This is a genomic window from Micromonospora lupini (genome assembly GCF_026342015.1).
In the GTDB taxonomy this organism is placed as follows: Bacteria; Actinomycetota; Actinomycetes; order Mycobacteriales; family Micromonosporaceae; genus Micromonospora; species Micromonospora lupini_B.
The window spans coordinates 393,018-407,172 of record NZ_JAPENL010000002.1; the positions used below are offsets into that span (position 1 = coordinate 393,018).

The window sequence follows — 14,155 nt, forward strand, 5'->3', positions numbered from 1 at the left end:
GATGTACGGGAGTCACATTGACAACCCAGAATTGCATACCGCGTATGCAAAAAGAAGCCAGAAATATGACGGACCTGACACAAGGCGACGAACCGACCGGGCATCATCGACCGGGTGACCTCCATGAAGGACCGGATGCTCGCGGGTGAGCCCTACCTCGCCGACGATCCCGAGCTCATCGCCGACCTGGACCGGGCCGCCCGGTTGATGGAACGCTTCAACACCAGCCCCGCGGCGGATCCGGCGGCGCGGCTCGCGGCGCTGCGCGACCTGCTCGGCGACCTGGGTGCGGACACCTGGATCCGTCCACCGTTCCACTGCGACTACGGCTGGCAGATCCGGATCGGGCCCCGCAGCTTCGTCAACTACAACGCGGTCTTCCTCGACGTCGCGGCGATCACCATCGGCGCGGACGTCCAGGTCGGACCGAACGTCCAGCTCCTCACACCCACCCACCCGGTCGAGCCTGGCCCGCGCCGCGACAAGTGGGAGGCCGCCAAACCCATCACCATCGGCGACAATGCATGGCTCGGCGGCGGCGCGATCGTGCTGGCCGGTGTGACGATCGGCGCGAACACAGTCGTCGGCGCCGGAGCGGTGGTGACCCGCGACCTACCCGCCAATGTGGTTGCGGTCGGCAACCCGGCCCGACCGGTCCGCGAACTCGACTAGGAGACCAGCATGGGCACGATCCACATCGACATCTTCGCGACACTCGACCTGGTGGCCCAGGCGCCGGGCGGCCCGGACGAGGATCCGGAGGGATTCCCGTACGGGGGCTGGCAGGCGCCCCTGTTCGACGAGACGGGCGGCCAACAGGTCATGGAGGGCATGCAGGGCATGGACGCCCTGCTGCTGGGCCGCCGGACGTACGACATCTTCGCCGGGTACTGGCCGAAGCAGGGCGAGGGGACCGACGGCGACATCGCCACCCTGTTCAACCGCATCCCGAAGTACGTCGCCTCACGGGGCAACCCCGACCTGGGCTGGGCCGGCTCGACCCAGCTTGGCGCCGACCTCGGCGACGCCGTGCGCGAGCTGCGGGACAGGCACGAGAAGATCCACGTGATCGGGAGCCTGAACCTGGTCCAGACGCTCCTGCGCGAACGCCTCTTCGACAGGCTCAACCTGTGGATCTTCCCCATCGTGCTTGGCGTCGGCAAGAAGGTGTTCGACGGTGGGGCCGTACCCGCCAACCTGACCCTCGTCGAGCCGCCCGCCACCTCCGCCACGGGCGCGGTGCTCCTGCGGTACCGCCTCGACCCCGGAACGCCCGAGACCGGGGACATGACCCGCGACGGCCGCGGCCAGTGAGAGCTGGTCCCGCTCAGGCCACCGACTGATCGGGCAGGCGGACCACCAGGTCGGCCCGGTCGGCCGTGGGGGTGACCCGGGCCGCGTTGGCCTCGTCGCTGCCCAGCGCCCAGGCCCGTGCCTGCTCCGGCGACCGCCCGTACGCCTCGTGCCGGGCGGTCAACCGGCGCTGGCGCAGCTCGGCGTCCAGGTCGAGAAACCACACCTCGTGCAGCAGCGTCCGGACCTCCTGCCACGGAAAGTCCGGCACCAGCAGGTAGTTGCCCTCGGTCACCACGAGGCGGACCGACGGCGGCACCTCGATCGCCCCGGCCACCGGCTCCTCGATCTCCCGGCGGAACTCCGGCGCGTAGACCGACGTCGGCTCCAATCGGCGCAACCGGCGCAGCAGCGAGACGTACCCGTTGGCGTCGAAGGTGTCGGCAGCGCCCTTGCGGTCGGCGCGGCCCAACCGGACCAGCTGCGACTGGGCCAGGTGGAAGCCGTCCATCGGCACCAGCCGGGCGCTCGGCCCGACCTCGGCGACGACCCGCTCGGCCAGAGTCGACTTCCCGGCGCCTGGCGCCCCGGTGATGCCGAGCAGTTGCCGCGGGCCCGCGTCGGCAAGTGACCGCGCCCGCGCCACCAGCTCGTCGACGGCCAGCACCCGGGCCGGCGGCATCAGCCCAGCACCGGATCGCTGATCGTGAACCGTGCCTGCACGGCCGCCTGCACGGTCTGCGGCTGCGGGTCCAGCTCCAGCTCGGGCACCCCGCCGCCCGCACCGACGTCGAACCCCGCGCGGGCGAACATCGGCCGGTCGGCCGGACCGGCGTCGGCCAGCTCGATCAGCGCCGTGACGCGGGCGCCGAGCGCCTCCGCGTACTCCCGGGCGCGCAGCAGCGCGTCGCTGATCGCGGCGTACCGCGCCTCGCGGTGCGCGGGGCTGTCCGGGCGCAGCGCCCACCAGGGGCCGACCACCGAGACCTGGTCCTGGTCGGCCAGCCGGAGCATCAGCTCACCCAGAGCGGTGAAGTCGGTGACGGTGACAGTCGTGGTGACGCTGCCGAGCCAGCCCACGACGCGCTCACCCGAGCGCTTGGTCTGCGGCCGGACCCACAGGTCGCCGGCCTCCCGCCCGGCCACCGCCGGCTCGGAACCGTCCAACAGCACCCGGACGGCGGCGGCCCGCTCGGCGAGTTGCGTCAGCGTCGCCTCCCGATCCCGACCGCGGGCCGTCACGGTGACCGCGAACCGCGCCAACTCGGGCGGCACCTCCCGGGTCACCTCGCCGCGCACCTGCACCACCGGGCCGTCCGTCGCCATGCCTGCCAGCCTAGTCAGCCACCGGCAGCCACGCCGGGTAGGAGACGACGTCCGGGTCGATCCGGCAGCCCGTCAGATGGCCACCGGCGTCGCCCAGCCCACGCAGCCAGGCCACCTCCACGCCGTGGTCGCCGCCGGCCGGGAACTCGCGGTCCGCCGGGGTGAACCGGCGGCCCCGCAACGCCGACCGCGCCGCGCCGGCCTGCGCGTATGCGGCGGTCAGCGCGGGCGCGTCGCCGGCACGCAGCGCGCCGGCCAGCTCGTCCAGCAGCACCCGGACCTCGGCCAGCTCGTGCAGGACCCGTTCACGGTTGCCGAGCAGCATGTTCGCCGTCCGCTCGGCAGGTGTGCCGGCGACCCGGGTGCCGTCGGAGAAGCTGCCCGCGGCCAGCGCCAGCACCGCGTCGCGTAGTGGCGACCGCTGCACCGCCCCGGCCAGCGCGCCGGCCAACAGGTGCGGCACGTGCGACGCGAGCGCGGCCACCGAGTCGTGCGCCGGCGCGGACATCGGCACCACCCGGGCGTCGAACAGGTCCACCAGCAGCCCGGTCAGCCAGCGGAAGGCGACAGTCGCGGCACCCGTCGTCGGACAGAGCACCCAGGCGGCGCCGGCCAGCAGCGTCGGTGAGGCCGCCGTCAGGCCGGCGGACTCCGCGCCCGCCATCGGGTGCCCGGGTACGAAACGGTCGGTGAGCCCCAGCCGGTCGGCGGCCGCAGCCACCTCGACCTTGGTGCTACCGACGTCGGTCAGCACACAACCCGGCGCGGTCAGGTCGGCCACCTCGGCGAGAGTCCGGGGCAGCGTGGGCAGCGGACCGCAGAGGAAGACCACGTCCCGGCCGGCGACGGCCTGCTCGATCGTGGCCGGGGCCGACACACCCCGCGAGCGGGCCTGCTCGCGGGTCAACGGATCAGGGTCCCAGCCGCTCACGTCGAGGCCGGCAGCGGCGAGGCGCAGCAGCAGCGACCCACCGATCAGGCCGGTGCCGAGCACCGCCGCCCGGACGGTGGCGTACCGCCCGGTGACGCCGTCGGTCATCGCCGGCCGCCCGGGGTCAGGCCCGCAGCCGGCCGGCGACCGCCGCGACGTGCTCGTCGGACTCGGTGAGCGCCACCCGGACGTACCGCTGCGCGGAGGGGCCGTAGAAGACACCGGCCGCGACCAGGATGCCGCGCCGAGCCAGCCAGTCGACTGTCTGCCAGCAGTCCTCGTCGCGGGTGAGCCACAGGTAGAGGCCCGCCTCCGAGTGCTCGACCGTGAAGCCGGCGCCGGTGAACGCGGCGGCCAGCACCTCGCGCCGGGCGCGGTAGCGTTCCCGCTGCTCGGCGGCGTGCCGCTCGTCCTGCAACGCGGCCACCATTGCGGCCTGCACCGGCGCGGGCACGATCATGCCGGCGTGCTTGCGGACCTTCAACAGCTCGGCGACGAGAGCCGGATCGCCTGCCACGAACCCGGCCCGATAGCCGGCGAGGTTGGACCGCTTGGAGAGCGAGTGCACGGCGAGCACCCCTGTGTAGTCGCCGCCGCAGACCTGCGGGGACAGCACCGAGACCGGCTCGGCCGACCAGCCCAGCGGCAGGTAGCACTCGTCGCTGGCGACCACCGCCCCGCGTTCCCGGGCCCAGTCGACCACCTTGCGCAGGTGCGCCGCGGGCAGCACCCGCCCGGTCGGGTTACCGGGCGAGTTGACCCACACCAGCCGGACGCGCGAGGTCGGCCCGACCGCCGTGAGGGAGTCGGCGCGGACCACTGTGGCGCCGGCCAGTCGGGCCCCGTCCTCGTAGGTGGGGTAGGCGATCGACGGCACGACGACCACGTCGCCGGGGCCGATGCCGAGCAGGGTGGGCAGCCAGGCGACAAGCTCCTTGGAGCCGATGGTGGGCAGCACGCCGAGACCGTCGACACCAGCGCCGCAGGCCCGGGCGACCCACGCGGCTATCGTGTCACGCAGGGCCGGAGTGCCGGCGGTCAGCGGGTAACCCGGGGCGTCGGACGCGTCAGCCAACGCCTGACGGATCACCGCCGGAACCGGGTCGACAGGCGTGCCCATGGAGAGGTTGATCAGGCCCTCCGGGTGCGCCGCGGCCAGCGTGGCCGCGGCGTCCAGGGTGTCCCAGGTGAACTCGGGCAGCCGTGCCGATACCGGCGCGGGCCGGTTCAGTGGCCCTCGCCGCGCGGCGGCTGCGCGGCGACGAAGGTGGCGTCCTTCTCCACCTTGCCGATCTTCGAGGCGCCCCCGGGCGAGCCCAGGTCCTCGAAGAACTCGTAGTTCGCCCCGGTGTAGTCCTTCCACTGCTCCGGGACGTCGTCCTCGTAGAAGATCGCCTCCACTGGGCAGACAGGCTCACAGGCACCACAGTCGACGCACTCGTCGGGGTGGATGTAGAGCATCCGGTTGCCCTCGTAAATGCAGTCGACCGGGCATTCCTCGATGCATGCCTTGTCGAGCACATCCACGCACGGCTCGGCGATGATGTAGGTCACCGGTCTTCTCCTCCGCAAGACGCGCCGCGATCTCCCGCGACGGTAAGAGCCTAGTATCTCGCCGGGGAGGGGGTCGATCGTGCTCCGACAGCAGGATGTGGGACACCGGATCGTGGTCCGCCGGATTGTGGGGATTCGCGAAGGCCGCCCGCTGTTTTCCGATGCTCTCGGCGAGCTGGTGGAGTTGAGCGAGACTCATCTCACCCTCGCCACGGCCCAGGGCCCGCTGCGGGTTCCGGTGGCCCAGGTGCACCGGGCGAAGCGGGTACCGCCGACCCGTCGGCCCACCGCCGCGGCGGTGGTGGCGCTCGAACGGGCCGCCGACGAGGCCTGGCCGGCGCCGACACGCGGCCGGCTCGGTGACTGGCTGCTGCGCTCGGCCGAGGGCTGGACCGGCCGGGCCAACTCGGCACTGCCGATCGGCGATCCGGACCGACCGCTGCCGGCGGCGGTGGACGCGGTCGAACGCTGGTACGCCGATCGGGGCCAACCCGCAATGATCAACACACCGCTGCCGCTCGCCGCGCCTGTCGGCGCCGAGCTGGACGAACGTGGCTGGGGCAGCCGTCCACCGACACTCGTACAGACCGCGCCGCTCCCCCTGGCGACGCCCGCCCCCGGTCCGACCCCACCCACCGGCGACGCCCCGCTCGCCGGGACCGCCGGGCCGGGTGGTGCGGTCGTCGAGGTGGCGACCGCGCCGAGCGACGAGTGGCTGGCCGTCGCCGCCGGCCGCAAGGGCGGCCTACCGGATGCCGCCCGCCACGTGCTCACCGCCGTGGACCAGATCCGCTTCGCCCACGCGTACGTCGACGACACGCTTGTGGCGATCGGGCGGGGCGCGGTGACCGGTCAGGGGCGTTGGCTGGGGCTCAGCCTCATCGAGGTGCTGCCGCCGCTACGCCGGCAGGGGCTGGCCCGACACGTGATCGACACGCTGGCGGGGTGGGGCGCCTCGGCCGGCGCGACACACGCGTTCCTCCAGGTGGAGCAGCACAACGCCGCGGCGGTGGCCCTCTACCGGAAGCTCGGCTTCACCACCCACCACACGTACCTGACCCGGGTGGCGCCGCACTGACCGGACGCTCCGCCGCGGCCGCGCGGTGATCCACTCGCGTTCCAGGAAGTCGGGGCATCACGGCCGGGCCGACACCGCGACTTCCCGGAAGCCGAGTCGATCACCGCCCCGCCCGCCGGCGCGCGACCCGTTCAGCGGCGGACCACGCGACGGGGCTTGGCCGCCTTGACCTCGGCGTACCGCTTGAGCTGCTGCGAGCGGTGGTCGAGGCCGAGGGCTGTCGCCACCAGGTACCCGATCATGGTCCCGAGGGTGCCGGCGAGCAGGTAGAGCCAGATCTGGGCGAAGAACGTGCCCGCGCCGCCGGCGAACGGGTTGTGGCCGACCACAAGTGGCCCGACCAGCACGGTCAGGGCCATGGCCACCACCACCACGACTGCCACATCGCCCGCCCACTCGGCCAGCGGCCGCAGGCGTCCCCAGCGGAAGGCGACAACGGCCAGAGTCAGCCCGATCACCACGAACATCACAAGCGACACCCGGTCCGCGGCAGCGTCGTCGCCGTCGAAACCGAACCGGGTGATCAGCCGGGCGACCACGTTGACCGCGAACAGTCCTCCCGCGAGCACCCCGATGGTCCCCCACCGTCTGTCCATCGCACGACCTCCTGCCGAACGCCCCGTGCGCGGGGCCACATCCCTGGCAGGAATATCTACCACCCGTACCTGTGTGACGTCACCAGCTGCCGAGCGTGGGCGGTGGGGCGAGGACCTGACGGAAACCCATCACGGCGAACGTCATCGCGCCGGCCACGATCATCGCCAGGCCGACCCAGTTGTCGCCGGCCAGCAACAGGTCGCCCTCGGTGGTGCGGATGGCGGCCACCGCCATCAGGGCGAACCACGGCACGGCAGGCAGCGCCACCGCCCAGCGACGGCCGACCACCTCGTGCGCGAACCAGCTCAGCACGATGTTGGCGCCGACGGCGAGCAGCGCCGAGACCCCGATGAGCTGCCCGCCGACCCGGAGGGTGGCGAGCAGCAGCTCCAGCACACCTGTCACGACCCCCGCCACGATCACGACGATCGCGCCGCTCACCCGCAGCCCCAGGTCCAGCAGGCGCGGCGGTGGCCCCGCCTCGGGCGGGGTGTCCTGATCGTCGACGACAGACATCGGCGCGGCGGGGAGGGTCACCGGAGACCGGCCGCCGCGACCGGGGACCGGTCCGCGGGGGCCTCTCCGGGCAGCCCGGCGAAGAGGTCGTCCTCCCAGCCGTACGGGCCGACGCCCGGGCCCTTCGCGCCGACCGCGAGGGTGAAGAACTCCACGCCCATGAACTCGCCGCCGAAGTTGCCGGCGATCGAGTAGAGCCAGGAGGTGGCCGGGATCTGGGTGGCGTGCGCCCGCATCGCGGCCTCCTTGGCCGTGTGCTGGTCGGTGCCGTCGATCCGGGCGGCGATCTGCTCGTCCGGGGTGCCGAAGGGCAGCTCGGCCAGATCCTGGATGCCGGCGAACGGATTGTCCGAGGATTCGGCGAAGTGCGCCATGCCGGCCTCCAGCACGCTGAGCGGCATGGCCGTCCAGTAGACCTTGAGCGGGGCGCAGCCCTCGGCCGCGGCCAACTCGACGGCGCGCATCGCCACCCGGTGCGCCTGGATGTGGTCGGGGTGGCCGTAGAAGCCGTTCGGGTCGTACGTGATCAGCACCTGGGGGCGTACCTCCCGCATGATCTCCACCAGGTGCCCGGCGGCCTCGTCGAGGTCGGCCTGCCAGAAGGCGCGGGGGTGGTCGTTCGTCGCGAGGCCCATCATTCCCGAGTCGCGGTAGCGACCGGCGCCGCCGAGGAAGCGGTGATCGCTGACACCGAGCGCGGCGCAGGCGGCGGCCAGCTCGGCGATCCGGTACCCGCCGAGCTGGTCGGCCTCGGCGGCGGCCAGCTGCGCGAGCGCCGGAACGTGGATCTCGCCCTCCTCGCCGAGAGTGCAGGTCACAAGCGTGACGTGTGCGCCGGCGGCGGCGTAGTGGGCCATGGTCGAGCCGGTGCCGATCGACTCGTCGTCGGGGTGCGCGTGGACCAGCAGCAGGCGGCGGTCGGGCAACGTCGTCACGACGGTCACTCTAACCGGCCGTTCTCCCCAGGAGTCGTCGACGCGTCCGCCCAGGTCGGCCACATCACGCCCGGCGCGGCTCTACGATTTGGCCTGTGGACTTTCCGGAGCTGGCCGCCCGTACCCGCCGGTTCAGCCACGGCGCGCCGCGCGCTGTCTCCGTGGCCGAAGACGGCTCCCGGGTGATCTTCCTGCGTTCCGCGGGCCCGGAGGACCCGGCGGACGCGCTCTGGCTGCTGGACGTGGCGACCGGAGAGGAACGCCTGGTGGCCGATCCGGCGACCCTGCTGGGCGCCGACGGTGACGTCCGGGTGCTCTCCCCGGGTGAGCGGGCGCTGCGTGAGCGGCTGCGGCTCACCGCCGCAGGCATCGGTTCGTACGCGCTCGACGCCGCCGGCCGGGTGGCGGTGTTCGCGCTGGCCGGTCGACTGTTCCGGGCCGATCTGGTGCACGGCGACGTGGTGGAGGTGGCCGCGGTCGGTCCGGTGCTGGATCCCCGACCGGATCCGACCGGGGAGCGCCTGGCCTACGTGACCGACGCGGCCGGTGGTGTGCGCCGGGGTGAGCTGCGGGTCATCGAGGCGGATGGCACGGACACCCTGCTGGCCGGCGAGGACGCCGGGGTGAGCTGGGGATTGGCCGAGCACATAGCGGCCGAGGAGTTCGGCCGGTTCCGGGGCTACTGGTGGGCACCGGACGGCCGGATGGTCCTCGCCGCACGGGTGGACGAGTCCCGGCTCGACCGCTGGCACCTGCACGACCCGGCAGAGCCGGCCAGCCCTCCGACGGCCGTCGCGTACCCCCGGGCCGGCGGCCCGAACGCCGAGGTCAGCCTCCACCTGCTGGACCTGGACGACGGCTGGGTAGACGTGCACTGGGACCGGGAGACCTACCCGTACCTGACCGCGGTGAGCTGGGGCGAGGGCAGCCCGCTGATCACCGTGCTGCGCCGCTCGCAGCAGCACGGGCTGGTGCTCGCGGTGGACCCGCGCACAGGTGAGACGCAGGTGCACGCCGAGCTGGCCGACCCACGCTGGGTGGAACCGATCGCCGGCACCCCCGCGCACCTGCCGGACGGCCGGGTGCTTGTCGGCGGCGAACTGGCCCACGACGGGTACGACGCGCGGTGCCTGTTCGCCGACGGCACCCTGCTCACTCCCCCGTCGCTGTACGTGCGGCGGGTCGTGGGTCGGCTGCCTGCCGTCAGCGGCCCGGCCGACCTGCTGGTGGAGGCCAGCGACGGGGAGCCGAGCGAGCGGCACCTGTTCCGGGTCCGCACGACGATCGGGGGCGGGGTGGACGCCCGGCGGCTCACCACCGACTCGGGCTGGCACACGGCGGCAGTCGGTGGGGACGTGCTTGTGGTCGGGACGGCGTCGCTTGACCACGCCGGGGTGCGGTGGACGGTGTCGCGTGGTGGGCAGGAGCTGGCCGAGCTGCGGTCGCTTGCCGCGACACCGCCGTACTCCCCGCTGCCCCTGTTGGAGCGGGTGACCGACCGGCGGCTGCCGGCGGCGGTGCTCTACCCCGACCACCACGTGACGGGCCGGCGGCTACCGGTGCTGCTGGACATCTACGGCGGCCCGGGGCACCAGGAGGTGGTGGCGGCCCGGGCCGCGTGGTTGGAGCGGCAGTGGTGGGCCGACGCCGGGTTCGCGGTGGTCACCATCGACAACCGGGGTACGCCGGGAGTCGCGCCGTCGTTCGAGAAGGCGATCCACCGCCGGGTGGCGGACGTGATCCTGACCGACCAGATCGACGCGCTGACCGCGCTCGCCGGCAAGCACCCGGACCTGGACCTGGATCGGGTGGCCGTGCGCGGCTGGTCGTTCGGTGGGTGGCTGGCCGGTCTGGCGGTGCTGCGCCATCCGGAGCTGTTCAAGTGCGGCATCGCCGGCGCCCCGGTGACCGACTGGGCGCTGTACGACACCGCGTACACCGAGCGTTATCTCGGTCTGCCGGAGGACGGCATGGACGTGTACGCGCACCACTCGCTCATCGAGTTGGCCGCGGAGCCGGTCATCGGCCCGGACCAGGCCCGCCCGCTGCTGCTTGTGCACGGCCTGGCCGACGACAACGTGGTGGCCGCGCACACGCTGCGACTCTCGGCGGCGCTGCTGAGCACGGGTCGTCCGCACGCGGTGCTGCCGCTGACGGGCGCCACGCACATGGCCGCGAACGGCACCGCCGAACGCCTGCTCCCGCTGGAACTGGATTTCCTGCGCACGCATCTGCGCTGACCGGCAATCGGCAGACCGGGCCCTTCGCCGCGTGCCATGCTGACGAAAGCGGGACCCGGCTTTCCCTTGTGCCGAAAGGATTCCAGCATGGTGGGCATTGCGCAGAAACCGTCGGTCGCCGCCGTTCAGGAAGGCGAGTTCCCGATCACGCACTTCCGCACGGCGACCGTCAACGGGATCGAGATCTTCTACCGCGAGGCAGGCCCGGCCGACGGCCCCGCAGTCCTGCTCCTGCACGGATTTCCCACGGCGTCGTCGCAGTTCCGCCACCTGATCCCCCTGCTCGCCGACCGCTACCGGGTGATCGCGCCGGACTTCCCGGGTTTCGGCCACAGCGCCAGCCCGGACCGGTCGACGTTCGACTACACCTTCGCCAATTTCGCCGACCTCATGGACGGCCTGCTCGGCCAGCTCGGCGTCGATCGCTACGCGCTCTACTGCTTCGACTACGGGGCGCCGACCGGCTACCGGCTGGCCCTCAAGGGGCCCGATCGGGTCAGCGCGCTCATCGTGCAGAACGGCAACGCGTACGAAGAGGGTCTGAGCGAGTTCTGGGACCCGATCAAGACCTACTGGGCCGAGAAGACCGACGAGCACCGTCAGGCCATCGCGTTCATCCTCAGCTCCGACACCGTCAAGCAGCAGTACACGGCGGGGGTGAGCGATCTCAGTCGACTCGACCCGGACAGGTGGCTCCACGACGACACGCAGCTCGCTCGGCCCGGTAACGCGGACATCCAGCTGGATCTGTTCTACGACTACGGCAGCAACGTCACGCTGTACCCGGAATTCCACGCCTTCTTCCGCGACCACCAGCCACCGACGTTGATCATCTGGGGCCAGAACGACCCGGTCTTTCCCGCCGCCGGCGCACACCCCTATCGGCAGGACCTGCCGTCGGCCGAGTTCCATCTGCTCGACACCGGCCACTTCCTGCTGGAGGACAAGCTCGACGTCGCCGCCCCGATGATCCACGATTTCCTCGACCGCTCCATCGGCCGTCCCTGAAGGCGGGAACGGCTCGGCCACTTCGCCACTCGTGGTCGAGGAGCGCGCGCCGCCCGATCCGCTGTCAGAGGTGGTCCGCCACGGCGGGAGCCCGGCTTGCCCACGCGTCCGGGTTCGTCCGGGGCTGCACAATGAGCAGTGCGGTCACCAACTGGGCACCCGCTACGGGCACAGCCTCCCGCGGCCCGATGGCGCTGAACACGAACAGCGGAAACGGCACGGCGAAGAGCAGAATCGCCGCAGAGTATCGAAACGAGTGACCACGACGATGGCCCGTTCTTGCGCAGTCCCGACGAACGAACAGTGGTGGTGGTCACGCCGGGCGGGGACAATGCGTTGGTGTCGGATTCCCCGAAGCCACTCGGCTACCGCCTCATCACGGGGCCGGACGATGCCGAATTCTGCGCCCGCGTCAGCGCCCTTCTCGATCACGGCTATCAGCTGCACGGGTCGCCGGCGCTGACCTTCGACGGCGAACGCGTCATCGCCGCGCAGGCGTTGGTGCTGCCGCACTCCGTCGGCTCCGAGGCTGCCGAGGGGAGCGCCAGATAGAGACCACGCCGCTGTTGTCGAGGTCCGATCACCAACGCTGCACAAGGTGTTCCCGGCCCGGTGGTGGATCGTACGGCTCGGGCCAGTAGTCGATGATCTTGCTGATCAGGCCCTGGTCGGACGTCTCGAGCCAGACGCACGCGTCCTGTTGCTCGACGCCGACGTGGACGTCGAGCAACAGGGCGGCGGAACGACCATCGGCGATCACCCGTCGCGGCCGGAGGTGCCAATCGCCGGGATACTCGGTGTTGAACCGCAGGAAAGCGTCCCTGCCGCGAATGCGCTCCCGAGTCTGCGGCATCTCGTACACCACGTCATCGGTGAGCAGGGCGGCCAATCCAGACCAGTCGCGACGCTCCAGAACGTCCACGTATGCGTGGGCGGTCTGCCGGGCTATCGAGGTGTCGTCCACGACGCGGACCCTAGCCTTCGCCGCCGCGCGGACGTCAGACGCCGCGCCTGCGAGACCGACGACGTCAGCCGGCCGCTCGTCCCGAAAGCGGTGCGGCCACCGTCGGCGGTAGTACTGGACCAGGCAGAATTCGTGGTCCTCCGGGTCGGCCATGACGACAACCACGCCCTCGTCGTAGTCGTGCCGTTCGCCGGTGAACCGGCTACCGAGATCGACAACCAGGGCCATGGCGGACCCCGCACTCCATGAGGGGCCGGCCCGCCGCATCCCAGGGGCGCCCTGGGCGCTCTGCGGAGTCGCGCCGCGGACTTCTGGGCTTGCAGCCTCCGATGCGCGCGGCCCGACCCCCAAGATCGCGCTCAATCCTGAATCGAGTGGTATCCCGGCGCCGGACGGCCACTCGATCCACGATCGAGCGTGACCTTGGACGCGACCCGGGCAGCGCCCTCGCGTACTCCATCACACGTCCTCGGAAGGACGTACGCGGCGCGGGGTTGATCATGTCGACGAGCCGTCGTGGCGCGCTGCACGGGGCAGAGGTCAAGAGACCAACGGGGGCCAGCGGTGGGTGCGCCACTCGTCCCATGTCGCGAATCCAGCCGGCGGGTCGTCAATGGGTTCGGTGCCGTCCAGTTCGCCCGACGTGGGGATCTCGAAGCTGGCAGCCCACTCGGCGAGCTCGTCGTCGGACATGGGCCACGTCGTGTGTGCCGCTTCGGCCTGGCGTCGATCGACTCGTTCGCGCTGCTCGGCCGGGGTGAGTTCGAAGTAGCGCATCTCCACCGTCGCGCCGACGTCCGCTGCCGCCTGCCGTAGCGCGGAGCGCTCGTCCCGACCCCAGAGACCGAAGTCGATCGCGACGTTGTTGCCGAGTTCGAGGGCGCGGAGCCCGATCTGGATGAGCCGTCCTTCGATCACGTCCTGAGCCGATGGCGGATTCTCGTCCCCATAGAGAGCCTTCACCCACTCGTCCTTCGTGAGGCGAAGTGCTCTCTGCTCGCTCTCGATGCGTCGAGCAGCGGTGGTCTTCCCCGTGCAGGGCAGCCCCACAGTCAGGAACAGTTTTGGTTGGCTCATCATCACCCGCTTCCGACCGAACGCCACCATCATTGCCGACATCCGCCCGGACCGCAGGTGGCTCACCGCTCACGGCGGCGAAGGGTCCCCTCCCGCAAGAATGTCGGGAAGGGACCCTTGCCTGTCCGCGATCGAGCTACGGCCTGAGGTAGGCGATCGGGATGTTCACACGCTGCTGGGCGTGGACAGCTCAGTGCTTGGGGCTGGGGCCGAAGCGGTTCGCTCCGGGGGTGCCCTCCAACACGAAGAACACGATCAGGACGACGGCGCCCACGAACGGCACCAAGGCGATCAGCAGCCACCACCCCGTCCGGTCGGTGTCGTGCAGGCGTCGCACCGCGACCGCAAGTGACGGCAGCAGCAGCGCCAGCGAAGCGATAAGACCGATGAAGCCGGTCGACGAGCCCTCGAAGGTCAATCCCAGTGCGCTGTCCAGGATGGCGGCGACAATGCTGACAAGAAGAGTGAAGAGGGCGAACCACCAGTACTCAGACCGGCGGGCCCGACCCGAGAAACCGACGTACTGGTTAAGAACCGACTTGATTGCGGCACCGAAGGACATAGCTATCTCCCGTTATTTGAGGGGTTCTCATGGTCAACGCGAAGGCAGCCAAACAGATCGATGTCGCGGGGTCA

17 protein-coding genes are annotated in these 14,155 nt (G+C 71.5%); 6 read left to right on the top strand and 11 right to left on the bottom strand.

Annotated elements, in window-relative coordinates; all coding sequences use genetic code 11:
• Positions 1–114: 114 nt before the first annotated feature.
• Both OOJ91_RS16620 and OOJ91_RS16625 read left to right on the top strand, forming a co-directional pair.
• Positions 115–672 (top strand): sugar O-acetyltransferase, encoded by a 558-nt coding sequence (locus OOJ91_RS16620; RefSeq protein ID WP_266245985.1) that lies wholly within the window; start codon positions 115–117, stop codon positions 670–672.
• Between the two features lie 9 nt (positions 673–681).
• Complete coding sequence (locus tag OOJ91_RS16625) at positions 682–1,314, top strand: dihydrofolate reductase family protein (RefSeq protein ID WP_266245986.1); 633 nt, start codon at positions 682–684, stop codon at positions 1,312–1,314.
• 13 nt (positions 1,315–1,327) lie between these two features.
• Here the strand turns inward: OOJ91_RS16625 and OOJ91_RS16630 are convergent, their stop codons facing one another.
• Genes OOJ91_RS16630 through fdxA form a run of 5 tightly spaced genes read right to left on the bottom strand, consistent with a single transcriptional unit; the run spans position 1,328 to position 5,104 of the window.
• The gene (locus OOJ91_RS16630) at positions 1,328–1,975 is read right to left on the bottom strand and encodes a nucleoside/nucleotide kinase family protein (RefSeq protein WP_266245987.1); all 648 of its coding nucleotides are present in this window, start codon (positions 1,973–1,975) and stop codon (positions 1,328–1,330) included.
• Complete coding sequence (locus tag OOJ91_RS16635; protein WP_266245988.1) at positions 1,975–2,619, bottom strand: SIMPL domain-containing protein; 645 nt, start codon at positions 2,617–2,619, stop codon at positions 1,975–1,977. Before OOJ91_RS16635 ends, OOJ91_RS16630 begins: the two co-directional genes overlap by 1 nt.
• Before the next feature lie 10 nt (positions 2,620–2,629).
• On the bottom strand, positions 2,630–3,658 hold the full coding sequence (locus OOJ91_RS16640) for a prephenate dehydrogenase (protein ID WP_266245989.1): 1,029 nt from the start codon (positions 3,656–3,658) through the stop codon (positions 2,630–2,632).
• 16 nt (positions 3,659–3,674) lie between these two features.
• A complete protein-coding gene (gene dapC, locus OOJ91_RS16645) occupies positions 3,675–4,781 on the bottom strand; it encodes a succinyldiaminopimelate transaminase (RefSeq protein WP_323178575.1) in 1,107 nt (368 codons plus the stop codon).
• A complete protein-coding gene (gene fdxA / locus OOJ91_RS16650; protein ID WP_007464872.1) occupies positions 4,778–5,104 on the bottom strand; it encodes a ferredoxin in 327 nt (108 codons plus the stop codon). Before fdxA ends, dapC begins: the two co-directional genes overlap by 4 nt.
• A 79-nt stretch (positions 5,105–5,183) precedes the next feature.
• Between fdxA and OOJ91_RS16655 the strand changes: the two genes are divergently transcribed.
• Positions 5,184–6,182, top strand: a complete 999-nt coding sequence (locus OOJ91_RS16655; RefSeq protein ID WP_266245995.1) for a GNAT family N-acetyltransferase — start codon at positions 5,184–5,186, stop codon at positions 6,180–6,182.
• Positions 6,183–6,313: 131 nt separating this feature from the next.
• On the opposite strand, the gene OOJ91_RS16660 is transcribed toward OOJ91_RS16655, so the two are convergent.
• The 3 genes from OOJ91_RS16660 to mshB all read right to left on the bottom strand — a co-directional run bounded on the left by OOJ91_RS16660 (position 6,314) and on the right by mshB (position 8,239).
• A complete protein-coding gene (locus OOJ91_RS16660; RefSeq protein WP_266245996.1) occupies positions 6,314–6,778 on the bottom strand; it encodes a hypothetical protein in 465 nt (154 codons plus the stop codon).
• A gap of 79 nt (positions 6,779–6,857) precedes the next feature.
• The gene (locus OOJ91_RS16665; protein WP_266245997.1) at positions 6,858–7,295 is read right to left on the bottom strand and encodes a hypothetical protein; all 438 of its coding nucleotides are present in this window, start codon (positions 7,293–7,295) and stop codon (positions 6,858–6,860) included.
• A 17-nt stretch (positions 7,296–7,312) separates the two neighbouring features.
• The gene (gene mshB, locus OOJ91_RS16670; RefSeq protein ID WP_266245998.1) at positions 7,313–8,239 is read right to left on the bottom strand and encodes an N-acetyl-1-D-myo-inositol-2-amino-2-deoxy-alpha-D-glucopyranoside deacetylase; all 927 of its coding nucleotides are present in this window, start codon (positions 8,237–8,239) and stop codon (positions 7,313–7,315) included.
• 86 nt (positions 8,240–8,325) lie between these two features.
• Here mshB and OOJ91_RS16675 point away from each other — a divergent pair, with 86 nt between their 5' ends.
• From OOJ91_RS16675 to OOJ91_RS16685, 3 genes are all read left to right on the top strand, one after another.
• Positions 8,326–10,470 carry a S9 family peptidase gene (locus OOJ91_RS16675; RefSeq protein ID WP_266245999.1) on the top strand — a complete coding sequence of 715 codons (2,145 nt, stop codon included), beginning with the start codon at positions 8,326–8,328 and terminating at the stop codon, positions 10,468–10,470.
• An 87-nt stretch (positions 10,471–10,557) separates the two neighbouring features.
• On the top strand, positions 10,558–11,478 hold the full coding sequence (locus OOJ91_RS16680) for an alpha/beta fold hydrolase (RefSeq protein ID WP_266246000.1): 921 nt from the start codon (positions 10,558–10,560) through the stop codon (positions 11,476–11,478).
• A 279-nt stretch (positions 11,479–11,757) separates the two neighbouring features.
• Complete coding sequence (locus OOJ91_RS16685; RefSeq protein ID WP_266246002.1) at positions 11,758–12,030, top strand: DUF1737 domain-containing protein; 273 nt, start codon at positions 11,758–11,760, stop codon at positions 12,028–12,030.
• A 28-nt stretch (positions 12,031–12,058) separates the two neighbouring features.
• Here the strand turns inward: OOJ91_RS16685 and OOJ91_RS16690 are convergent, their stop codons facing one another.
• From OOJ91_RS16690 to OOJ91_RS16700, 3 genes are all read right to left on the bottom strand, one after another.
• A complete protein-coding gene (locus OOJ91_RS16690; RefSeq protein WP_266246003.1) occupies positions 12,059–12,805 on the bottom strand; it encodes a nuclear transport factor 2 family protein in 747 nt (248 codons plus the stop codon).
• A gap of 177 nt (positions 12,806–12,982) precedes the next feature.
• Positions 12,983–13,552: an AAA family ATPase gene (locus tag OOJ91_RS16695; protein WP_266246004.1), complete on the bottom strand. Its 570-nt coding sequence runs from the start codon at positions 13,550–13,552 to the stop codon at positions 12,983–12,985.
• A 157-nt stretch (positions 13,553–13,709) separates the two neighbouring features.
• Positions 13,710–14,081: a DUF805 domain-containing protein gene (locus OOJ91_RS16700; RefSeq protein ID WP_266246005.1), complete on the bottom strand. Its 372-nt coding sequence runs from the start codon at positions 14,079–14,081 to the stop codon at positions 13,710–13,712.
• Positions 14,082–14,155 lie beyond the last annotated feature (74 nt).